Here is a 22841-nt window from a genome sequence, read left to right as displayed (position 1 = left end):
AAACAGCTTGTGATTACACAAGCTGTTTTTTACGTACGGTTTCATGTTTCTTTAACCAATTCTCAACCCAATCATATGCCTCGTTCCAATTCTTCACACGGATAACACCCTCTGGTATCGGATCCTGGTTATAAGGGGTATCAAAAAGAATAACTGGAATTCGGCATTCCTCATGAATCATGACGGCATTATCATGTTTATCCTCAAAGAAAACATCAACTTTATGTTTTTTGGCAGTTTCCACCTTATCATGTGAACCGATTAATTCAATATGGTGAAAGGTTAATCCATTCTGAAAAAACCATTCCTCTGTTACATCAAGTAAATGAGGTCCACGTGCACTTATGAAAAAAAGTTCATGTGTCTGTTTCCATTTATTTAATACGTCAATTGCGCCTTGTGCCGGAGGAGAGCCTTTGTAGATAATCGGTTCATTTTCCGTGAACCATTGTGCAAATTCCTTTTCAGGCACATTCACAAAAGGTGTCAACTCGTACTGATTAACATCTTCATATAAAATATTTAACTTAAATGCCCTGTTAATAAATGGAAGCAGTGAGGCAGGGGAGGTAACGGTGCCATCTATATCAATACCAAATCTTCTCATTCCATCGTCCCCTTCGTTGTGGTTAAGTTCTCTTTATATTGTACCAAAGACCTGACAACAATAAAGGGTTATTTTTAGTAGTAATATTACCGTATTTCATATAAATAACTATTTTAGACAAACATTAACATACTAAAAACCGTCAGGTAGTCCACAATAATAAATGCTCCTATTACTGAAAGTGAGGGATTAGGATGGCAGATGAAAGAGACACGAAAGTGCAAGAAGCGCTTCGAGGACCTATTATTGGAGAAGATATACCAAATTCTCCTTCAGCATATAGGGAAGAAACAGCTTCAGAAGTGGCAGAGCCAATTAAAACTTCTTACTCCTTAAAGAAGTCGGAGAATACTCCTGAAATTGGTGCATCTGTACCTATCCGTTCTTCTCGATATAGAGAAGAATCAGCAGCAGAGATCGCTGCACCTGTTCCTGTTACATTACGCAATAATCAAACAAATGCGCAGCAGCAACAGACTGGAGCTGCCGCAGGAACAGGGATGGGTGTCCTTGCCTTAGCGTTATCAATTTTATCACTGTTTGTAATGCCTATACTGTTTGGTGCTGCAGGAATTGTGTTAGGATTCGTAGCAAGAAGAAGGGGTGCAGAAGGCCTTGGTGCTTGGGCGATTGGTATTGGAGCAATATCAATTATTGTCGGCATCTTTATTCTTCCGTTCTTTTAACAGACTGCGCAGGAGCAAAAAGAAACCCGGTAGCCACTACCGGGTTTTTGTTTGATTTACTTACTTTTATTACTTAACTTTTCTTCTTCCGCTTTTTTTAGGAAATACTCTTCAGCGACTTGGTCGATTTCTTTTTTTAGCTCTTCGACCATTTGGGCTTCAGGAACCTTACGGACAATTTCACCTTTTCTAAACAACAATCCTTCCCCGCGGGCGCCAGCAATGCCGATATCCGCTTCACGGGCTTCACCAGGACCATTTACTGCACAGCCTAAGACTGAAACCTTAATTGGTGCTTTGATCTTTGAAATATATTCCTCTACTTCATTTGCTATAGAAATAAGGTCAATTTCAATTCTTCCACAAGTTGGGCAAGAGATCAGTGTGGCCGCATTAGAAGAAAGACCAAATACTTTTAAAAGCTCACGGGCAACTTTAACTTCTTCTACAGGGTCTGCACTCAAGGAAATACGTAGTGTGTTTCCGATTCCTTTACTGATAATTGCTCCTAATCCGGCAGCACTTTTTACAGTACCTGAGAATAGAGTGCCTGATTCTGTAATCCCTAAGTGTAATGGATAATCGAAAGCACGGGCAGCTTTCTCATAAGCCTCGATAGCAAGATTAACATCAGAGGCCTTCATGGAAACAATAATATCATGGAAATCTAAGTCTTCAAGGATTTTGATATGATGAAGAGCACTTTCCACCATACCATCTGCTGTAGGATACCCATATTTTTCTAGGATTTTCTTTTCAAGTGATCCTGCATTTACCCCAATGCGAATAGGAATCCCACGTTCTTTAGCAGCTTTAACTACTGCTTCAACCTTTTCTCGTTTACCAATATTTCCTGGGTTAATCCGAATTTTATCGGCACCGCCTTCTATTGCCTTTAGTGCTAATTTATAATCAAAATGAATATCAACTACGAGAGGTATATTAATTCTTTTTTTAATTTCTGAAATTGCATTTGCAGCACGTTCATCCGGACAAGCTACCCGGACAATTTGGCATCCTGCTTCTTCCAATCGTTTTATTTCAGCAACAGTTGCTTCGACATCATGGGTTTTCGTTGTGGTCATACTTTGAATAATAATTTCATTGTTTCCGCCAATCGTTAAATTTCCTACTTTAATTGGCCGTGTTTTGGTGCGATGTATTATTTCACTCACGTGTAATTCGCTCTCCTTTAAATATGGATTCGAATCCAGATAAATCCGATTTATTGCCCGAGTTTACGGGACTGTACTCTTAATGTTCTCACAAACCATAATCATTGAATAGAACAACATGATTAGAGGTTCATCTTATTTTATCAGCCATTTGCTATTTTTGACAAGATTAACGACTATCCTCTTTATTTTGAGTAATCTGGAAAATGATATGTAGAACCAATTTGAATTTTTTCAGGAGTCCTTCCACTATTCAATGCTTGAAAGTCTTCAATTAAGTCTTGGATGGACACAGGAAGTGATTTATTTATTCTATGCTCAACAATAGATATAACGGTATCGCCTGGTTTTACCTCTGCATCAAAAGATGGTATACCTGTTTTGGCAGGTGGAGCAGATTTTTCAACCTTAGCGTCAACTTGCTGAGGGGAGGAGGTTGGAAGGGTGCCGACTGTAAGATCGTAATAAATAACGTATATAACTAAGATTGCTAGTAGAAAGCCGAATAATTTTTTCACGGGACAAGCCTCCAAGTTAGGGATGTTTGTACATTCGTATGCTTGTCCACATTAGATTAGAACAAAAAAACGTCCGCTGAAGGACGTTTTTATTGTTCATTTTTCGGTTTTGGGACTTCCTTAATAGCAAGGTATAACACGATGATTACAACAAACCAATTAATAAGGAAACTGTTAGGCACGGTGGTTTGAATAGCCGTCATAATGGTAAAAAATAGAGTAGGCAATGTTTCACTATACGCTGCCATTCTCCACAATTGCCTGTAATTAAGCCTTCTGTTACCTTTTAAAGCTAAACCTATTAAGGCTAAAATAGATACTTCAATGAAACTTGCAGCACTTGAGAATACATATATAAATAATGATACAACCGGAATAATAATTCCTTTCATTCCTTCGATTGTATCAACAAAATTGAACAAATCGCTATTGGTAATATGTATATCATTCATCATCGAATATGGATAGCTTTCAACCCTGCCTGCAGAGGATAAGGCAAATTCATCCTTTAATAAAGCGAAAGCATTTCCTTCATCTGCAACATCATCTTCTGAAATTGCACCAGTAGGATCAAAAATAATGGTAAAATTCCCTTTGTTAATGGTAATAGGCACCTCAGTTTTAGCAATCAGCTGGCCGTTTTTAATCGAAAAAGCAGGAGCCTGGTCTTTTAAAATCGATTTTGCAGCGTCAATCCCCTGTGTTAGTGCCGTACTAAAATAAATAATGGATGGAAGGATGGAGATGAACGTTAAGAAAAATACATAAAAAATTGTTTTGCCGATTCCCTGAAAGCGAAATAAAGCAATATCCCTTGGAGAATAGATACTTTTATAAAATTGTTTGAAGATATTCATAAATAACCACCTTTAAAGTAAAACAAATTTAAATTTAGTTTGCAGTTCATAGTAGAAAACAGAACATGAACTCAAATTCTATTGTAGCTTGTGTCATTAATATATACAAGAATGTAGCGGTTTTGAAACTATTTTGATGCTAGATCGTAGAAAGATAAAGAATGAAAGAAGGATGGGAAGAGATGGAAGCAGTTTATTGGATTATCATAGGTATTCTTTTTGCAGTAGCCTTTATTGGTTTGATTTATCCTATTATACCTAGTGTACTATTCCTACTAGCTGGATTTCTATTGTATGGCGTGTTGTTTTCCTTTGAGCCTTTCAATTGGCTGTTTTGGTTGATTCAGGGATTATTTGTCGTCTTATTGTTTGCAGCCGATTATATAGCTAACTTAATCGGTATAAAAAAGTACGGTGGTTCAAAGGCCGGGGTTTGGGGAAGCACACTTGGTATTTTAGCTGGGCCGTTTGTCATTCCCATATTTGGAATATTAATTGGTCCATTCATAGGGGCGATTGCAGCTGAGCTCTTAGTAAATAGAAGAAGCTTTAATGAAAGCGTGAAGGTTGGATTCGGCTCGGTCATTGGATTTATTAGCAGCGTTGTGACAAAAACAATTATTCAAGTAATTATGGTGGGGTATTTTTTAATCGTTGTTCTTTAATAGAAAGCACTGTTACCATGTTAAAAGCCACTTTTATTCAAGTGGCTTTTTTAAGTATTTATCTAATCACTGTTCTAAGTATAGCTTCTAATTAATGCCACAAATTTCAAATGGACAGTTTTGACAATCTACTTCACTTTTTAAATAAGGTAGATTCTTAATGGTAAACTTTTGATTTTCATATAGAATAATATCTTTCTCACGGAGTTCTTTTAAGGCACGTTGAATGACTTCTCTTGTGCCATACGTTAAGTTGGCGAGTTCCTGATGGGTTAACGGGAGGTCAATCAATAGGCCATCCTCAGTTTTTACTCCGTAAGAATTGCATAGGCGGATAAGGATTGAATATAAGCCCCCTTTTTTACCATTCATTATTAAGTCTTGACACTTCATCTGTGCCTTAATATATCCAGTGCTTAACCATGCCGCCAAAGCATTCATTGCTTCAGGATCCGTCAAAATAAATTCCTCAAATAGTTCTCTTTTTATAGAGAGAAGCTCACAGTCTGTCAAAGCCTTAGCATAAAACTGATATTGAGGATTGGCTTTAAAAAGCTGATACTCTACAATTACTTCCTTGTCAGTTAAGACTTTTAAAATAAATTCCTTTCCACGTAAGTGAACCCTGCCTAGAGCAATACTTCCTTTGAGTATTAAGTAAACATACTCAACAGAATCTTTTTCATGAAAAAATACTGTACCAGCTTTAACCTTTTGAATAGGCTCTTTTTTTTGAAAGAATTGTAACATTAGACTATATATTGAAATGCTTGTGGTCGGCATATTACTCACTCCTTTTGATCCTTACAAGTTGATTAAAATCCTTAATAAAAAACATGTCAATAAGTCATTAACGTGAGATGGAAGTGCTTTTGAAAGGATATGACAAAAATCGTTGACAGGATGCTAGTTTGATGAATCATGACAATTTTTCGAAAATTAATAAGGAAACTCTCTGGTGTTTTTTTACTGGTATAAATTTCTTTAAAAAGGACATTGTATTTATGTTGGGTATCCGTAAGCATTTTATTTGAAACGAAAAACCAACTTTGGTATCTTTAAGGCAAAGCTTTAGAAATATTCTTATAAATCCTACGGAAATAAGGTATCTAAAGCCCCCAAAAAAATTAATACGTACATATTAGGAGGAATTAATCATGGCATTTGAATTACCAAAATTACCTTATGCAGAAGATGCACTAGAACCACACATTGACAAGGAAACAATGAATATCCATCACACTAGACACCACAACACATATGTTACAAACTTAAATAATGCATTAGCAGGTAATGAAGAATTACTTTCTAAATCAGTTGAGGAAGTAATTTCTAATTTGGATGCGGTTCCAGAAGCTGCACGTACAGCTGTACGTAACAATGGCGGCGGTCATGCTAACCACTCTTTATTCTGGCAGATCCTTTCTCCAAATGGCGGCGGTGCCCCAACTGGTGAATTAGCTGACGCAATCAATAGCAAATTTGGCAGCTTTGAAAGTTTCAAAGAAGAATTCGCTAAAGCAGCAACTACACGTTTCGGTTCTGGCTGGGCATGGTTATCTGTAAACAATGGTGAATTAGAAGTTTCCAGCACTCCAAATCAAGATTCTCCATTAATGGAAGGAAAAACTCCAATCCTTGGGTTAGACGTTTGGGAGCATGCTTACTATTTAAAATATCAAAACAAACGCCCAGACTATATTGGTTCTTTCTGGAACGTTGTAAACTGGGATGAAGTTTCTAAGCGTTATAACGCAGCGAAATAATTTAATCAATAAAAGGCAGCTTTTAGCTGCCTTTTTTCATTTATTTAAAGTTTGTATAATAACCTTGTTCATGATAAAGACTACCCTTATGACAAAGGGGAGTTTTTTTATGGCAAAAAAATTTAAGATTTTAGGTGACGTAGAATTAACTAAGGATTTATCACTTTTGCTAATCATCGGCGGTTTGTATTCATTAAGTGTTGCTTTGTCCAATACCTTTGTGAATATTTATTTGTGGAAGCAAACAGGACAGTATTCTGATATTGCACTTTATAACCTGTCAATAGTCATATTACAACCGTTAACATTTATATTGGCCGGGCGGTGGGCAAAGAAAATTGATCGAGTGATTGTACTTCGGATTGGTGTCATCTCATTAGCGTTATTTTATTTAGCTGTTCTGGTTACGGGGACAAATGCATCTACTTATTTACTTTTATTAGGGGCTCTCTTGGGGATTGGTTATGGTTTCTATTGGCTGGCTTACAATGTGTTAACCTTTGAAATTACAGAACCAGAGACACGAGATTTTTTTAATGGATTTTTAGGGATATTATCTTCTGCAGGAGGAATGATTGGACCGATTGCAGCAGGGATTATCATCACAAGATTTGAACAGTTTACCGGTTATACATTTGTTTTTGGCTTATCACTAGCATTATTCGGATTAGCTGTATTTATGAGTTTTTCATTAAAACCCAGACCCGCGTCAGGGAGATACTGTTTTAAACGGATTATTGAGGAAAGGAAGCAAAACGAAAATTGGCGATTAATTACAAATGCTCATTTTTTTCAAGGATTACGTGAGGGAACTTTTGCTTTTGTTATCTCTGTTTTTGTATATATTTCAACTGGAAGTGAGATGTCTTTAGGGACATTTGGCCTGATTAATTCAGGAATTTCCTTTATTGCTTATTATTTTGCGTCACGATTGATTAAGAAAAAGAATCGAAAAAAAGCCATTTTGATTGGCGGAATTATACTTTATGCTTCAGTCCTGCTGATTGTTTGGGATTTGAACTTTGTTAAATTATTATTATATGGAGGGCTAATCGCCATAGCGTATCCGCTCTTGCTAGTCCCTTATAGTTCGACTACATATGATGTGATTGGTTCAGGATGGAAAGCTGCAGAAATGAGGATAGAATATATTGTTGTTCGGGAAATATACCTGAATCTCGGCAGGATTGTGTCGATCCTAGCCTTTCTGGCAGCTATTACTTGGTTTAATGAGGAACAAAGTATTCCGATTTTATTATTCTTTTTGGGTGCTGGTCATTTATTAATTTATTTGTTCATTAGAAGGGTTCGAATACCTGCAGATAAAGCGGTGAGTTAATGACTCATCGTTTTTTTATATGTACATCTAAAATAACTTAATTTGGTCCAGGATTTTTAACAAAATTGGTAAGGGTTATTCATAGAAAAATAAAACATTATCCTATAAAATAAAGAAAGTTATGTTAGCCGCAGTAAAGGAAGTGTATATAAACCTTGAATCTTAAAAAGAAAAAGAAAAGAACACATGTCCCGTTTCGTTTAAATATGGTGTTTTTTGTGGTATTTATCCTTTTCTCTGTTCTCATCCTTCGTCTTGGAGAACTGCAAATTGTCTTTGGTGATGATTTTAAACGTGAAATTGAACGGACCGAGGATATTACCGTTAATAACCCTGTTCCAAGGGGGAAAATGTATGACCGAAATGGACAAACAATTGTAGATAATAGTCCTTTAAATGCGATTACTTATACTAAAAGTCAAAATGTGACGCAAGAGGAGATGTTGAACACCGCAGGGAAATTAGCAAAGCTCATTCAGATGGATACATCCAAGGTTCCTGTTCGTGACAAAAAGGATTATTGGATTATGAAACATCCAAAAAAGGCTAAAGCGAAAATTACTAAAAAAGAATGGGCTTTATACAATGAGAAAAAATTAGACGATAAGGAAATTTATCAGTTACAACTGGATCGAGTTACTGACGAGGAGATCAACAGCATTAAAGGAGAAGAGCTTGAAACACTCGCTATTTATAGTAAATTCAATAGTGGCTATGCTCTAACACCGCAGATTGTTAAAAATAAAAATGTTTCAGCAGCAGAATATGCCATTGTCAGTGAAAATTTAGCTAATTTGCCTGGTGTGGATACAACCACAGACTGGGAACGTAAGTATACATTTGGTAATACCCTACAATCTATTCTAGGGGATGTCACTTCGTCCGAATCGGGTATTCCAAAGGAACAGTTAGATAAATATCTTGCTCGTGGATATAGCAGAAATGACCGCGTAGGGAAAAGCTATCTTGAATTAAAATATGAAGATGTTCTTCATGGACAAAAGGCAAAAGTGAAAAACGTAACTGACAAATCAGGAAAAATCCTCTCGACTGAAGTTGTTTCGGAAGGAAAGCGTGGGGATGACTTAGTTTTAACGATTGATATGGAGCTTCAGCAGCAGGTTGAAAAAATAATCGAAGAAGAAATGTGGTCTGCTAAAAGTAAACCTAATACTGGTGTTATGGATCGTGCCTTTGTCGTTGTCACGAATCCCAATACAGGTGAAATATTGGCAATGGCCGGAAAACTAATTGGTAAGGACAGTAAAGGAAAGACAGTCATGAAAGACTATGCTAGTGGTACTTTTACCAGCTCTTACAATGTGGGGTCAGCGGTCAAAGGTGCTACTATTTTAACTGGTTATCAAACTGGTGCAATTAAACCTGGAACAATCCAACGAGATGAACCATTAGTGATTAAAAATACACCTATAAAAAAATCATGGAAAACCTTTGGTTCCATTAATGATTTAAGAGCCTTACAGGTTTCTTCCAACGTTTATATGTGGAAGACGGTTATTGCAATGGCCCATGGAAAATATGTTCCTAATGGAACACTTAATATGGAAACTGCAAAGACCTTTAATACCATGCGGCAATCTTTTAGCCAATTTGGTCTGGGAACAAGGACTGGAATTGACCTTCCAAATGAAATGAGCGGCTTCCCAGGAACAGAGAATATTCCGGGTAAACTTCTTGACTTTGCCATTGGCCAGTATGATACGTACACCCCAATGCAATTAGCACAATACGTTTCAACGATCGCTAATGGGGGGAATCGTGTCCAGCCGCATATCGTCAAAGAAATTCGCGAACCAGTAATGGATAGTAATGAGTTAGGACCAATCGTTGAAGAAATGGAACCTAAGGTCCTAAATCGTATTGATATGAAAGATGCTTGGATCAAGCGGGTTCAAGAAGGCTTCCGAATGGTTATGCAAGTCGGTGATGGGACGGCGAAAAGTTACTTTGGGAGTGCACCATACCATCCTGCAGGTAAAACCGGAACAGCCCAGGCATTTTATGATGGAACCGATAAAACAAAACGTGGAACAGAAGTGTGGAACTTAAGTCTTGTCAGCTACGCGCCATCCGACAATCCGGAAGTAGCACTGGCTGTAGTTGTGCCATGGGCTTATCAAGGAAACAGCGGTCCAAGTATCAACAACTTAATTGGCCGGAGAGTTTTAGATGCTTATTTTGATCTAAAGAAAAAACATCAAATTACTGATGGAACTACTGGCACTGATCAACAAGCTGACCAAACTGCAGCTGATTCTACACAAAACTCCCAGTAAAATAGATCAATAATTTAATATTTTAATAGCCACCTGTCATTTATTCAGACAGGTGTTTTTTTATTTCTTTTAAATTTACAATAACTAAACATATATTTACATAACCTTTACATTTCGTTAAAACAGGGTTTACATATATGTTTTATTCTTAAACATGTAAGACAGACAAACATAATTAATACCAAATTCGTAGGAGGAATTACAGAAATGAAAAACCTAAAAAAATTAAGCCTACTTGCATTGTTTGCAGCTTTAATGGTCTTCACTGCGGCATGTGGTGGAGGAACTTCTAAAGATAAATCTGAAGGAAAAGACAACACAACAAAGACAGAAGAAAAGAAAGAATTATCAGGTTCATTATCTATTTCTGGTTCATCTGCTATGCAGCCTTTAGTAGCAGCAGCGGCTGAAGAGTTCATGGCTCAAAATCCAAAAGTTGATATTCAAGTTCAAGCTGGCGGATCTGGTACAGGTTTATCACAGGTATCTGAAGGCTCTGTACAGATTGGTAACTCAGATGTATTTGCAGAAGAAAAAGAAGGTATCCCAGCTGATCAGCTTGTCGATCATAAAGTAGCGGTTGTAGGTATGACAGCTGCAGTTAACCCTAAAGTTGGTATTAAAGATATTAAAAAAGAAGATTTAATTAAAGTATTTACTGGAAAAATCACTAACTGGAAAGAACTTGGCGGAAAAGACCAAAAGATCGTTCTAGTAAACCGTCCTGACTCATCAGGTACACGTGCAGTATTTAATAAGTTCGCTCTTGATGGTGCAACACCTGCTGAAGGAATTACAGAAGATTCTTCAAACACAGTTAAAAAGATTATTAATGAAACAGATGGAGCCATTGGCTACCTTGCATTCTCTTACTTCACAGATGATTCAGTAACACCTCTTTCCATTGATGGTGTAGAACCTACTGCTGAAAATGTACAAACGGGTAAATTCCCAGTTTGGGCTTACGAACACTCATATACTAAGGGTGAGCCAGATGGACTTGCTAAGGAGTTTCTTGACTTTATGATGTCAGATGATATTCAAAATAACCTTCTTAAGCAACAAGGATATCTTCCTGTAACAAAAATGAAAGTAGAACGTGATGCTAAAGGAAATCAAAAAAATCTATAAGCTAAGGTTCTAAAAAATTGAACGGGGTAAGTGCGGCCAAGCATTTACCCTATTATGACGTATTTTAGGAGTGTTAGTGCATTATGGAAAAGATTATACCTGCAAAAGACAGATTATTAAAATCTGAAAAAAATTGGATGAATGGTGAAATGCGCGGGAAAATACTAGTTATTTTATGCGCAGTAATCATGATCTCAGCCACTATATCTATAACCATTTTCCTTGGCACAAAAGGTTTACAATCATTTATTAAAAATGGTGTCAGTCTTATTGAATTCTTAACCAGTGCAGATTGGAATCCTACAAATCAAGCTAACCCGAAATATGGGGTTTTACCGTTTATCTTCGGTTCATTTGCTGTAACCTTTCTTGCTGCACTTGTTGCTGCGCCATTAGGAATTGGCGGAGCAATATTTATGACAGAGATTGCACCCTCGTGGGGAAGAAAAATATTACAGCCGGTCATTGAGTTATTAGTTGGTATTCCTTCCGTTGTTTATGGATTCATCGGGCTTACAGTATTAGTTCCTTTTGTACGGGAACATGTGGGAGGATTAGGGTTTAGTTTACTTTCAGGAACAATTGTATTGTCTATTATGATTTTACCAACAATCACTACGATCGCGACAGATGCGATGAGTTCATTGCCAAAAAATTTAAGAGAAGGCTCTTATGCCTTAGGTGCGACCCGCTGGCAGACCATTCGCAAAGTGCTCATTCCCGCAGCATTGCCAACGTTGCTCACTGCAATAGTATTAGGTATGGCAAGGGCATTTGGAGAAGCTTTAGCCGTTCAAATGGTTATCGGAAACGTTCGAAATATACCTTCAAGCCTTTTGGATGCATCCGCAACTTTAACGACAATTATTACTTTAAACATGGGTCATACCACATATGGAAGTGTTGAAAATAACACACTTTGGTCTATGGGCTTAATTCTATTAGTCATGTCGTTTGCGTTTATTCTCCTTATCCGTTATCTGTCATCAAGGAGGAAAATGTAATGAACAGTAAAACTGCTGACCGTATAGCTACTGGAGTATTTGTTGCTATTGCTATAATCATCATTTCGATTTTAGTTGGTTTATTCTCGTTTATATTAATCAACGGATTTAAGCACATATCTTTTGAATTTTTAACCACTCCTTCAAGTAATGTAATGGCTGGTGGAGGAATTCGGGATCAATTATTTAATTCCTTTTACGTTCTTTTTATTACGATGTTAATTACTGTTCCTCTTGGTTTAGGCGGCGGAATCTATATGGCCGAATATGCAAAGCCAGGGAAAGTTACTGATATCATTCGATCTTGTATTGAGGTATTGGCTTCTCTTCCATCCATTGTTATCGGGATGTTTGGTTTATTAATGTTTGTAAATTTAACTGGATGGGGGTACACCATTCTTGGAGGTGCTCTGGCATTAACAGTTTTTAATTTACCTGTATTAGTCCGGGTGAGTGAAGATGCCATTCGTGCCGTACCTCGCGATTTAAAAGAAGCCAGTCTTGCTTTAGGGATTACTCATTGGCATACGATTAAAACGGTTATTTTACCAAGTGCTTTTCCATCGATTTTAACAGGTGCAATCCTTGCGGCAGGAAGGGTATTTGGAGAAGCAGCTGCATTATTATTTACAGCGGGCCTATCTACACCAAGGCTGGATTATTCAAACTGGAACCCATTTTCTGAACAATCTCCACTAAATATTTTTCGTCCTGCCGAGACGCTGGCTGTGCACATTTGGTCAGTTAATACGCAAGGGCTCATTCCTGACGTTGAAGAGGTTTCGAACGGATCGGCAGCTGTGCTAGTTATTTCGGTTTTACTATTTAACCTATTAGCTAGATGGATTGGAAGTATGATTCATAAAAAGATCACAGCAACTAAATAAAGGGCAGGTGAAAACGGATGGTTACTACTCTTTTAGAAAAGGAATCGATAGAACAAATAATTCCAACAACAACCGTCCCGTTGAAAATGGAAAATATTTTAAAAGTAAATAATCTAGAAATATTTTATGGAGAAAAACGTGCTGTTAATGGCATTTCAATGGATATTGAGAAAAATTCAGTAACAGCATTAATTGGGCCATCTGGTTGTGGTAAATCCACTTTTTTAAGAAGTATCAATCGGATGAATGATTTAATCCCAGGAGCAAGAGCTGAAGGAGAAATCATCTATGAAGATTTAAATATTTTATCCGACCGAATAAATGTAGTTGCTTTGAGGAAAGAGATAGGTATGGTATTTCAAAAGCCAAATCCATTTCCAAAATCAATCTATGAAAATATTACTCATGCTTTGAAATTTAGCGGCACAAGAAAGAAAAGTGTTCTTGATGATATCGTACAGGAAAGTCTTGAGAAAGCTGCCCTTTGGGACGAGGTAAAGGATAGACTTCATAAGTCGGCCCTATCCCTTTCAGGCGGACAGCAGCAACGCTTATGCATAGCGAGAACTATTGCGATGAAGCCGACTGTTATGCTTCTTGATGAACCATCTTCGGCATTAGATCCAATCTCTAATGCGAAGGTTGAGGAATTGATCGTTGAATTGAAAAAGGATTATTCCATCATTATTGTAACTCACAACATGCAGCAGGCTTCCCGAATTTCTGATAAAACGGCTTTCTTCTTAAATGGAGATTTGGTTGAATATGATTCTACCGAAAAAATCTTTACTAATCCTTCAGTGAAAAAGACCGAAGAATATATTTCTGGAAGGTTTGGATAAGGGGGAAAAACGATGCTGACTTCGACATTGACAAGAGAAGTGTTTGATATTAACCAATTGAATTTATGGTATGGGGAACACCATGCTCTTAAGGATATTAATTTCTCCATTAACAAAAAAGAGGTTACTGCCATTATTGGGCCTTCGGGTTGTGGTAAATCAACCTTCATTAAAACTCTAAACTTAATGATCAACATGGTTCCAAATGTCAAAATGACAGGAGAAATAAACTTTAACGGAAAAAACATACTTGATGAAAAAGTTGACCTTGTAGACCTTAGGAAGCATGTAGGTATGGTATTCCAAAAGGGAAACCCGTTTCCACAATCTATTTATGATAATGTTGCCTACGGACCAAGAATCCATGGGATTAAAAAGAAGGTTCACCTTGATGAGGTTGTCACGAAATCATTGATGGACGTGGCATTATGGGATGAAGTAAAGGACCGATTACATGCACCTGCGTTAGGTTTGTCTGGTGGACAACAACAACGGTTATGTATTGCAAGAGCATTAGCAACCAAACCTGATGTACTGTTAATGGACGAACCAACCTCTGCCTTGGATCCGATTTCTACTTTAAAAATTGAAGAATTGATTTTAGAGTTAAAAGAAAAATATACAATTGTTATTGTTACTCACAATATGCAGCAAGCATCACGGGTGTCTGATAAAACAGCTTTCTTCTTAATGGGAGAGTTAATCGAGCTCGACTCTACAGCTACAATTTTTTCAAACCCTGCAGACTCACGTACTGAGGGCTATATTACTGGAAGATTCGGATGATGAGGTGACTAGAATAATGAGTACACGATCTAATTTTGATCATAATTTAATTCAGTTAAACGATATGTTAATTTCAATGGCTAAAAAAGCTGAAGTGGCTATTAGAGAGGCCATGATTTCCTTAGTCAATCAAGATCTCGATAAGGCAAAGGCCGTTATTTTAGGTGATAATGAAATTGACAAATTGGAGCAAGAAATCAATGATAAAGCATTATTATTAATTGCGAGAGAGTCACCTGTAGCGACTGACCTTCGAAAAATTAGTGCAGCTTTAAAGGTATCATCTGAAGTTGAAAGATTGGCTGATATGGCAGTAAATATTGCAAAATCAACTATCCATATTGGTGTGGAAAAGCATATTAAGGATATCGTTGACATACCCCTGATGATGGGGATAGCCTTAGAGATGGTTACCGAGTCAATAGAGGCCTTTACCAGGGAAGATGTAGCCTTGGCGCAAAGATGTGCTAAAAAAGATGACGAGGTAGATAGAATGTTTGGCCGGCTAGTTCAGGAATTAATGGGATATATTCCGCAAAATCCTAATTCAACCAATCAAATTATCCAGTTATCATTTGTTTGTAGGTTTGTAGAAAGAATTGCTGACCACTCAACGAATATTGCTGAAAATGTTATTTACCTTGTAACAGGACAACGAATTAATTTAAATGAGTAGAGTTAAAATGAGGGTGCATTATGCATCCTCATTTTTTTTATATAGGAAATAGTGTCGAAAGTCTGATCATCGTCAGCTCTGAATTTTGTTGATTATTGTAAAAAACAGTGTAAGTTTAAAAATCTAAAAAAATTTTCGGTTGGTAAATAAGCATACTGTATAGGGTAACCAAATTACGACAAATTGTGTTTATTGTCTGCTGTTTAAACTGATGATACCATTAAATTAATAATTAATAGAATTATTTTGTAATTAAATGCATATATTGATTGTTTACAGAATGGAGGAAAAAAATGATTGAAGAAATTATTAAATTAAGAGGAGATGGGCTTTCATTTCGAAAAATCGCCACGGAATTAAATACAACGGTAGGCAAAGTTCAATATCGTTGGAATAAATGGATTGAAGAGAATGATAATGATAATGAAATAACTGGTCACACTAATAGGCAATCTACCAAGGATACAAATTCCTCAGATTACTCTATTTCACCTGAATTAATCCCACTAAAAGGTGAGCTAAAGGCAAAGCTTGTTGCACCTCGCAAACTAATTCTTTTCTGGGACGTTTCCGAATTACCAAAAAAAATCATTGAGCGATTTTTTAATCGTAAGTTTGAAGAATTGGTTACTGTTTTTAAAATTTTTGATGTAACAAATATATTGTTTAATGGTAAAAACGCCCACCATTATAATGAAATAACTGTTCCTTATCAAAGTGGGCACTGGTTTGTTAAAGGATTGGCGGAAAATCGTTGCTATGTCGCTGAATTAGGTGTGTACGTCTATAACAATGAATTTTTTCCTCTTTATCGTTCAGATAGTATTCAAACGCCTTCTCTAGATATTCAGAGCGGGGGTACATATCACCAGGAATTATTGCAATTTCAACGATTTGAGGAAGAGTCTCCAAAATGGATGGAGCATGTGAGTACTTACAGCTACTATGTGAAATCGAACAGCTTGGAGGAGTAAAATGAATAAGCCACTTTCAGCCTCAGTTGACTTGGATGTAAAAAGCCAAACCGTATGGAAATTAAAAATTCTGATCCTTTCCTGGGAATATCCGCCTAACATTGTCGGTGGACTCTCTAGACATGTTTTTGGCTTATCCTCACAGTTAGCAGAACAGGGTCATGAAGTTCATGTATTAACAGCAGGGAAAAATGATCTTCCGCCCTTTGAAGACATGAATGGAGTAACTGTCCATCGTGTAAAGCCTATAAATGAATATGATGACCATTTCCTAAATTGGATCGCTGGACTTAATTTAGCAATGGCATTTAAAGCAGAACAACTTGCAATGGGGGAAGACTTTGACATCATACATGCCCATGATTGGCTAGTTGGAGCAGCAGCAATCACATTAAGGGAACGTTTAGGCATTCCATTGCTGACAACCATCCATGCTACTGAGCATGGAAGAAATAATGGAATCTACACGGAGATACAACAATTTATCCACGAAAAAGAACAACAATTAATTTTGGAATCAGATCAACTAATTGTTTGCAGCGATTATATGAAGGACGAAATAAAAAAGGTTTTTACATCAGCCGATGAAAAGGTTGCCGTTATTCCAAATGGAATTGAACCCTTAAGGGTGGACCATAAGATTGAAGACATCTTCCCTGATTTAAATGGAAAAAAGTATATATTTTCCATTGGGAGAATAGTCGAAGAAAAAGGTTTTGAAACCATTATCGAGGCAGCAGCAATTGCAAAGGTAAAGAATAGGGACTTATGCTTCGTAATAGCTGGTAAAGGACCAATGCTCAGAACCTATCAAAAACAGGTAACAGAACGTGGTTTGGATAAACAGGTTTCCTTTATTGGCTATGTTTCGGATGAACAAAGAAATGTCCTTATCCAAGGCTGTGAGCTGGCTGTTATACCAAGCCTTTACGAGCCATTTGGTATTGTTGTTTTAGAAACAATGATTCTGGGGAAACCAACGGTGGTGTCTAATACTGGCGGTATGAAAGGAATTGTAAAGCATCTTCAAACGGGTATGCTTATGGCTCCGGGAAATGCTCATAGTCTATTAGAACAGTTGGAATACTTATTAAGTCAACCTGAGAAAGCAAAAGAGATTGGCACCAGAGGTAAGCAAATTGTTCAAAGTCTATATGGATGGAAACGGATCGCTGCTGAAACAAGCAGGGTTATCAAAGATACTTTATTAGACAATCGAGTTAATGAGAAGGAGCAAAAGGCAGCGCCAAATAAATAATAAATTAGGTGTACATGATGATAAAATTAACTACTGAATCTCAAAACGAGAAAAATGTCTCTGATCTTAAACAAGCGATAGATACATTTCAATTTATTCCTGGTATTTGGGTAAATGGTAAATACTTATGGCTCCAAAACACTATGGAGAAAGTGATTTACGATGAATCATTAATGTTGCAGGTGAAGCATGAACAAATTCATTCAAAGATTTCTCTTTCAAGTGTTCATGTAAGTAATCACAGTGATCAAACAAAACCGATTAATCTTTTAGCGATGCACCATTTTCTAAATGTTAGTCATGACCATTTAACTTTTGTGTCACCAGTAGAAAATCATATTTTTCATCATGCGGATGAAATGGTCTATCTCGTGAATGGATTCTGTAATAAATCCTGTATAAAAGAATATTCAGTTGTCCCATTATGGAGTGCATTTACGGACCGGATTTGGAGTTCCATTCAAAAAGGAAACTTAAAATATCAGCCTATGGCAAAAGGACCTGCGGCTAGTATTTTTACGATGAAAATGTGTATCGAGCCGCATCAAACCTTAAAAATGGTTACTTGGACGATAAGTGGTTCCAATAAAAGCGAACTCCTTTCCTTAGAAAAAGCACTTCTTAAAAAACACACTAGCATTTCCTGTTGAAAAGTGATATTATAGAAAAGTCGTATGAACGAACAGCTTAATCGTTTGGAGGGAAATAAACATGCGTGTAAATATTACGTTAGCTTGCACTGAGTGTGGAGATCGTAACTATATTTCAACAAAAAATAAACGTAACAACCCAGATCGTCTTGAGCTTAAAAAATATTGCCCAAGAGAAAAGCGTACAACAGCACACCGTGAAACAAAATAAGCAGTAGGGCTTCCTGCTGCTTTTTTTGTTGCGTAAAAAAGGTGAGGTGGAACTATAATGAATGATAAAAAAGTAGTACGAACGCGAGTTAAAGAGTCGCTCCAATCACTTGGAAAAACCCTATATGAAGATTATTCTCATAAAATTGCCCGCACCCTATTTGAAGAGGATGAGTGGAAAACAGCGAAAACCATCGGGATTTATATTTCGAGAAAGCCAGAAGTTGATACATATCAAATCATTCGTAGAGCTTGGGATGAAGGAAAACAAGTAGTTGTCCCAAAATGTAATCCAATTGATAAAACACTATCCTTTAGAACACTTACAGATTTTTCCCAACTTGAATCGGTTTACTATGGTTTATGGGAACCAATAGTATCAGTGACTAACAAGATTAGTTCCGAAATGATTGATTTAATCATTGTCCCTGGTCTTGCCTATACTAGAGACGGCTTTCGGTTAGGTTTTGGGGGGGGTTTTTATGATCGGTTTTTATCAAATTATTCCGGTAAAACCTTATCACTAGCTTTTCATCTGCAAATCATCCCACATTTTCCTGTTGAAAAACATGATATTCCAGTTTCTAAAATTATTACAGATCAAGAGGTTATTAAAGCAAAATGCTAGAAGGTATCTCTGCTTTTATTGTCATAATAGTTGTGGCGGTGGCAGGAGTTCGATTAAATGCACTAACCATAACAGGAGCCTTTACAGCTATGTTTGTAGGGATGTCTGTATATATTGGTTTTGGTGTAAATGGACTTGCGTTGCTGGGGGCTTTTTTTGCCACGTCCAGCTTTTGGTCAAAATATAAAAGTGCTGCCAAAACAAAAATGGAAGAAAAACTAGCCAAAGGGGGAACGAGAGATTGGCTTCAGGTTCTTGCGAATGGAGGTGCTGCATCACTTTTTAGCCTCCTTTATTCCCTTCAGCCTGAGCTGATTTGGATGCTAGGGTTTATAGTCTGTATAGCGAGTGCCAATTCCGATACATGGGCATCGGAAATTGGCAGTTTAAGCAGGGAAAACCCCATTTACATACGAACCTTTAAACGAGTTGAAAGAGGTACCTCTGGTGCAATAAGCGGATTAGGCAGTGTTGCCGGAGCTTCTGGCTCGTTCTTTATCTCCATACTTAGTTATTGGTTTTTCCACTTAGATCTCTACTTAGTGGTGATTATTTTTCTATTTGGTTTTATTGGAAATGTTATTGATACATTATTTGGTGCTTTTTATCAGCAAGTGTATATATGTGAACAATGTGGAATCACTACGGAAAAGAAGAGCCATTGTCAATTCCCAACAATAAGAATAAAAGGTTTCACCTTAGTGGATAATGATATGGTGAATTTTCTTTCAGGACTAATAGCTGCAATATTATCAATCGTAATATTTAGACTTTTTTGATAGAATTTTATGTACTCATATTAATATTTACACAGTATCAATCTATATAACTGAAATGGAGGAATGAAGATGCTAAGACGAGTGAACCGTGTTGTACTAATCGGAACAGGTTTTGTTGGGTCAAGTTATGCATTTGCTCTATTAAACCAAGGCATAACTGAAGAACTGGTGTTAATTGACCTTAACAAGGAAAAAGCGGAAGGGGATGCTATGGACTTAAATCATGGTATGCCTTTTGCTCCATCCCGTACGAAAATTTGGTATGGGGATTACAAAGATTGCGGCGTTGCTGATCTTGTAGTTATTACTGCCGGTGCAAACCAAAAGCCAGGAGAAACCAGACTTGATCTTGTTGAGAAAAACACGAAGATTTTTAAAGGCATTGTGGATGAAATCATGGATAGCGGCTTTAATGGAATTTTCCTAGTGGCCACAAATCCAGTTGATATATTAACATATGCCGTCTGGAAGTTCTCAGGACTTCCAAGAGGAAGGGTTATTGGTTCCGGAACTATTTTAGATACTGCTAGGTTCCGCTATTTACTTGGGGAATACTTTGACGTGGATACGAGGAACGTACACGCTTATATTATTGGTGAACATGGTGATACTGAACTTCCTGTCTGGAGCCATGCTGATATTGCAGGAACAACCATTTCTGAATGGACTAAAAATAAAGCTGACGTTAATAAAGATGATTTAAATAAAATCTTCTTAAATGTTCGTGATGCTGCTTATCACATCATTGAGCGAAAAGGTGCTACTTATTACGGAATTGCCATGGGGTTAGTCCGCTTAACAAAGGCTATTTTAAGAAATGAAAACTCCGTTCTTACTGTTTCCACCTATTTGGATGGAGAGTATGGCCACGACGATATCTATATTGGTGTCCCTGCTGTTGTTAACCGAAATGGTGTTAGGGAAATTGTTGAACTTGATCTAAGTGATGAAGAGAAGGCACAATTCACAAACTCTGTTCAAGTATTAAAAAAGACAATGGAACCGGTGTTTAAGAAATTCTAACGAAATAAAGAGATGGATTACCAATTCATCTCTTTTTATTTTAAACTTATGGATAATCCCTATATTATCATCACAGAATAATAAGTAGGAGGGATGAAGATGTCTCGTATATTAACATCCATATTTATGATTGGTTCAATTGGTTATATCGTATTCCGGTATAGATACAGAATCATTAATATCCTGATTGGTACAGGATGGATGCGCAGACTTGCTGTAGGTTCTATTATGAGCGTGCCTGGGATAAGACAAAAATTAATGTCAACAGTTTTTGGAGGACCATCTGAAGGGTGAAAACCACAGATGGTTTTTCTATTTTTTGTCGAATTAGTTAAATATCTTTCGTTCCGTAGTTCTATCAAATGTAAATGACTCATTTCGTTTATAATGAAAGAAACCGGGTAAAAATGAATACAGATTAGCAATTGGAATCTCTTAGCTTAAGGGGCAAATGGTGTTGGTAAGGTATTGCCATAGCTGATATTCACTTTTAGCTGAACTTAGAAAGTAGGGGAGAAATGAATAATAGAGAAGGTTACGTTTTTTGGAGGCTGGCATATTCTTTCATCTCTGACCATGGTTATCGAGTTATACAATTATTTGAAAATCAAAAAGAGCTCTGGCTGGAAAGATTGGAAAATAAGAAAGCTCCAATTATTCGAATGCTGCTCCATGATTTAGATTGGAGTAATGCCATGCAAAGAGATATTGAATTTACGGCTTCAAACGGGGAAAGAGTACGTAAACAAATAGGTAAAAGTGAACTTAATGTACTAAATATATATGTTAGTAAGTTTCCACCTGTGGATGAGTATGAATTTCGTCTTGCAAAACCTTTTGTCTCTCCGCATGGAGATAAAACGAAGGTTAATTCCATCCTCCTGGCGAATGATGTACTTGACTCAGGGCTTGGAAGAATATCCGAAAAACTTGAAAGGGACATCCACTTTACGGTTCTTGATGATTATACAGAACAGGAAGTGGATGAATTAAAAAAGTCGGCTTTAAATCTTTCAATTAAAAGAGTGAAAACCGAGCAAGAAATTCTATTTAACGGCAAGCCTTTATTTACTTATGTATTTATCGCTATTCAACTTGCAGTTTTTCTCTGGTTGGAAATAAACGGGGGAAGTACTAATACATCGACATTAATCAAGTATGGGGCAAAAGTAAACGCTTTGATATATCAAGGTGAATGGTGGAGATTGATCACACCTGTTTTTTTACATATCGGTTTCTTGCACCTCGCAACAAACACCCTATCACTATATTTTCTTGGGACAACAGTTGAAAGGATATTCGGCAGGTTACGTTTTCCATTTATTTATTTGTTTGCTGGATTTACAGGGTTTATTGCCAGCTTCCTCTTTAGTACTAACTTATCTGCTGGTGCAAGTGGTGCCATTTTCGGATGCTTTGGGGCTTTGTTGTATTTTGGTGTAATGTATCCAAAATTATTTTTCAGAACAATGGGAATGAATCTTATTGTTATTTTAGGGATCAATCTTGTGTTTGGTTTCTCCGCATCAGGGATCGATAATGCAGGACATCTTGGAGGTTTAGCTGGGGGATTTCTTGCAGCTGGTATTACTTATTTCCCTAAAAAGAAAAAACTTATTTGGCAAATGGTTTTTCTTATTGCTTCTATAGCAGTCATTTGGTTTTCTATTTCTTATGGATTTAGTAGTTCCGCTCAATCAAAGGATGAAAACAACAATTTAATGATAGCAAATAATTATGTCAAACAAGGTAAATATGATCAAGCATATAAACTATTGAAAGATACAGAGAAGAATGCAGACAATCTTACAGAAAGGACCTATTTTCTTTTATCTTTTGTAGAAATAAAAAAGAATATGCTGCCTGATGCTAAAATACATTTACAAAAAGCTATTCAACTTGATCCTGAATTTGATGAAGCATATTTTAATCTTGCTCTTATTAACATGGAACAAAATGATCTCAAACAAGCTAAAAAGAATGCTGAAAAAGCTGCAAAATTAGATCCCCAAAAAGAACAATATAAGGATTTGGTAAAAGAAATTAATCAGCATTTGCAATCTCTTGGCGGATGATAGAAGAT

The 22841-nt window shown here is 36.8% G+C and carries 25 protein-coding genes; 20 read left to right on the top strand and 5 right to left on the bottom strand.

All coding sequences use genetic code 11. The features are described from left to right. Positions 1 to 13 precede the first annotated feature (13 nt). On the bottom strand, positions 14 to 607 hold the full coding sequence (locus tag CVD27_RS24265; RefSeq protein ID WP_101651251.1) for a 5' nucleotidase, NT5C type: 594 nt from the start codon (positions 605 to 607) through the stop codon (positions 14 to 16). Positions 608 to 909: 302 nt separating this feature from the next. Here CVD27_RS24265 and CVD27_RS28925 point away from each other — a divergent pair, with 302 nt between their 5' ends. Continuing rightward, positions 910 to 1293: a hypothetical protein gene (locus tag CVD27_RS28925; protein ID WP_374703104.1), complete on the top strand. Its 384-nt coding sequence runs from the start codon at positions 910 to 912 to the stop codon at positions 1291 to 1293. 56 nt (positions 1294 to 1349) lie between these two features. On the opposite strand, the gene ispG is transcribed toward CVD27_RS28925, so the two are convergent. From ispG to CVD27_RS24245, 3 genes are all read right to left on the bottom strand, one after another. Then, on the bottom strand, positions 1350 to 2507 hold the full coding sequence (gene ispG, locus CVD27_RS24255; protein WP_257984477.1) for a flavodoxin-dependent (E)-4-hydroxy-3-methylbut-2-enyl-diphosphate synthase: 1158 nt from the start codon (positions 2505 to 2507) through the stop codon (positions 1350 to 1352). 146 nt (positions 2508 to 2653) lie between these two features. Then, entirely contained in the window at positions 2654 to 2986 is a 333-nt protein-coding gene (locus tag CVD27_RS24250; protein ID WP_101651247.1) for a hypothetical protein, read from the bottom strand. Between the two features lie 89 nt (positions 2987 to 3075). After that, positions 3076 to 3843, bottom strand: a complete 768-nt coding sequence (locus CVD27_RS24245; RefSeq protein WP_101651245.1) for a DUF1189 domain-containing protein — start codon at positions 3841 to 3843, stop codon at positions 3076 to 3078. Between the two features lie 182 nt (positions 3844 to 4025). Here CVD27_RS24245 and CVD27_RS24240 point away from each other — a divergent pair, with 182 nt between their 5' ends. Beyond that, positions 4026 to 4508: a DUF456 domain-containing protein gene (locus CVD27_RS24240; RefSeq protein WP_101651285.1), complete on the top strand. Its 483-nt coding sequence runs from the start codon at positions 4026 to 4028 to the stop codon at positions 4506 to 4508. Between the two features lie 87 nt (positions 4509 to 4595). On the opposite strand, the gene CVD27_RS24235 is transcribed toward CVD27_RS24240, so the two are convergent. Continuing rightward, the gene (locus tag CVD27_RS24235; protein ID WP_101651243.1) at positions 4596 to 5291 is read right to left on the bottom strand and encodes a Crp/Fnr family transcriptional regulator; all 696 of its coding nucleotides are present in this window, start codon (positions 5289 to 5291) and stop codon (positions 4596 to 4598) included. Between the two features lie 374 nt (positions 5292 to 5665). Between CVD27_RS24235 and CVD27_RS24230 the strand changes: the two genes are divergently transcribed. The 18 genes from CVD27_RS24230 to CVD27_RS24145 all read left to right on the top strand — a co-directional run bounded on the left by CVD27_RS24230 (position 5666) and on the right by CVD27_RS24145 (position 22833). Beyond that, the gene (locus CVD27_RS24230) at positions 5666 to 6274 is read left to right on the top strand and encodes a superoxide dismutase (RefSeq protein WP_101651241.1); all 609 of its coding nucleotides are present in this window, start codon (positions 5666 to 5668) and stop codon (positions 6272 to 6274) included. A 109-nt stretch (positions 6275 to 6383) separates the two neighbouring features. Further along, the gene (locus tag CVD27_RS24225) at positions 6384 to 7613 is read left to right on the top strand and encodes an MFS transporter (protein ID WP_101651239.1); all 1230 of its coding nucleotides are present in this window, start codon (positions 6384 to 6386) and stop codon (positions 7611 to 7613) included. Between the two features lie 206 nt (positions 7614 to 7819). Next, on the top strand, positions 7820 to 9910 hold the full coding sequence (locus tag CVD27_RS24220) for a peptidoglycan D,D-transpeptidase FtsI family protein (protein WP_101651283.1): 2091 nt from the start codon (positions 7820 to 7822) through the stop codon (positions 9908 to 9910). A gap of 207 nt (positions 9911 to 10117) precedes the next feature. Further along, on the top strand, positions 10118 to 11041 hold the full coding sequence (locus CVD27_RS24215) for a phosphate ABC transporter substrate-binding protein (RefSeq protein ID WP_101651237.1): 924 nt from the start codon (positions 10118 to 10120) through the stop codon (positions 11039 to 11041). Positions 11042 to 11178: 137 nt separating this feature from the next. Continuing rightward, a complete protein-coding gene (pstC, locus tag CVD27_RS24210) occupies positions 11179 to 12045 on the top strand; it encodes a phosphate ABC transporter permease subunit PstC (RefSeq protein WP_374703103.1) in 867 nt (288 codons plus the stop codon). Next, positions 12045 to 12932 (top strand): phosphate ABC transporter permease PstA, encoded by an 888-nt coding sequence (pstA, locus tag CVD27_RS24205; RefSeq protein ID WP_101651233.1) that lies wholly within the window; start codon positions 12045 to 12047, stop codon positions 12930 to 12932. Before pstC ends, pstA begins: the two co-directional genes overlap by 1 nt. Positions 12933 to 13018: 86 nt before the next feature. Beyond that, entirely contained in the window at positions 13019 to 13774 is a 756-nt protein-coding gene (gene pstB / locus CVD27_RS24200) for a phosphate ABC transporter ATP-binding protein PstB (protein ID WP_219621331.1), read from the top strand. A 12-nt stretch (positions 13775 to 13786) separates the two neighbouring features. Continuing rightward, entirely contained in the window at positions 13787 to 14560 is a 774-nt protein-coding gene (gene pstB, locus CVD27_RS24195; RefSeq protein WP_101651228.1) for a phosphate ABC transporter ATP-binding protein PstB, read from the top strand. Between the two features lie 16 nt (positions 14561 to 14576). Continuing rightward, a complete protein-coding gene (phoU, locus tag CVD27_RS24190; protein WP_101651226.1) occupies positions 14577 to 15236 on the top strand; it encodes a phosphate signaling complex protein PhoU in 660 nt (219 codons plus the stop codon). Positions 15237 to 15529: 293 nt separating this feature from the next. Next, entirely contained in the window at positions 15530 to 16210 is a 681-nt protein-coding gene (locus CVD27_RS24185) for a DUF4912 domain-containing protein (RefSeq protein WP_101651224.1), read from the top strand. 1 nt (position 16211) lies between these two features. Beyond that, positions 16212 to 17468, top strand: coding sequence for a glycosyltransferase family 4 protein (locus CVD27_RS24180; protein ID WP_101651222.1), 1257 nt, complete (start codon positions 16212 to 16214; stop codon positions 17466 to 17468). 14 nt (positions 17469 to 17482) lie between these two features. Beyond that, positions 17483 to 18118, top strand: coding sequence for a hypothetical protein (locus tag CVD27_RS24175; RefSeq protein WP_180960422.1), 636 nt, complete (start codon positions 17483 to 17485; stop codon positions 18116 to 18118). Positions 18119 to 18179: 61 nt separating this feature from the next. Next, on the top strand, positions 18180 to 18329 hold the full coding sequence (rpmG, locus tag CVD27_RS24170; protein ID WP_015594975.1) for a 50S ribosomal protein L33: 150 nt from the start codon (positions 18180 to 18182) through the stop codon (positions 18327 to 18329). A 57-nt stretch (positions 18330 to 18386) separates the two neighbouring features. Continuing rightward, entirely contained in the window at positions 18387 to 18956 is a 570-nt protein-coding gene (locus CVD27_RS24165) for a 5-formyltetrahydrofolate cyclo-ligase (RefSeq protein ID WP_180960421.1), read from the top strand. Continuing rightward, a complete protein-coding gene (locus CVD27_RS24160; protein ID WP_101651216.1) occupies positions 18950 to 19735 on the top strand; it encodes a DUF92 domain-containing protein in 786 nt (261 codons plus the stop codon). The genes CVD27_RS24165 and CVD27_RS24160 overlap by 7 nt, the downstream gene beginning before the upstream one ends. A 69-nt stretch (positions 19736 to 19804) precedes the next feature. Further along, positions 19805 to 20758, top strand: a complete 954-nt coding sequence (locus tag CVD27_RS24155; protein WP_101651214.1) for an L-lactate dehydrogenase — start codon at positions 19805 to 19807, stop codon at positions 20756 to 20758. 99 nt (positions 20759 to 20857) lie between these two features. Next, positions 20858 to 21052 (top strand): hypothetical protein, encoded by a 195-nt coding sequence (locus CVD27_RS24150; protein WP_101651212.1) that lies wholly within the window; start codon positions 20858 to 20860, stop codon positions 21050 to 21052. Positions 21053 to 21276: 224 nt separating this feature from the next. Next, complete coding sequence (locus CVD27_RS24145; protein WP_101651210.1) at positions 21277 to 22833, top strand: rhomboid family protein; 1557 nt, start codon at positions 21277 to 21279, stop codon at positions 22831 to 22833. Positions 22834 to 22841: the final 8 nt, after the last annotated feature.

This window comes from Neobacillus cucumis, assembly GCF_002860255.1.
GTDB classification, from domain to species: domain Bacteria; phylum Bacillota; class Bacilli; order Bacillales; family Cytobacillaceae; genus Neobacillus; species Neobacillus cucumis_A.
This window is presented reverse-complemented; position numbering and strand designations above follow the sequence as displayed.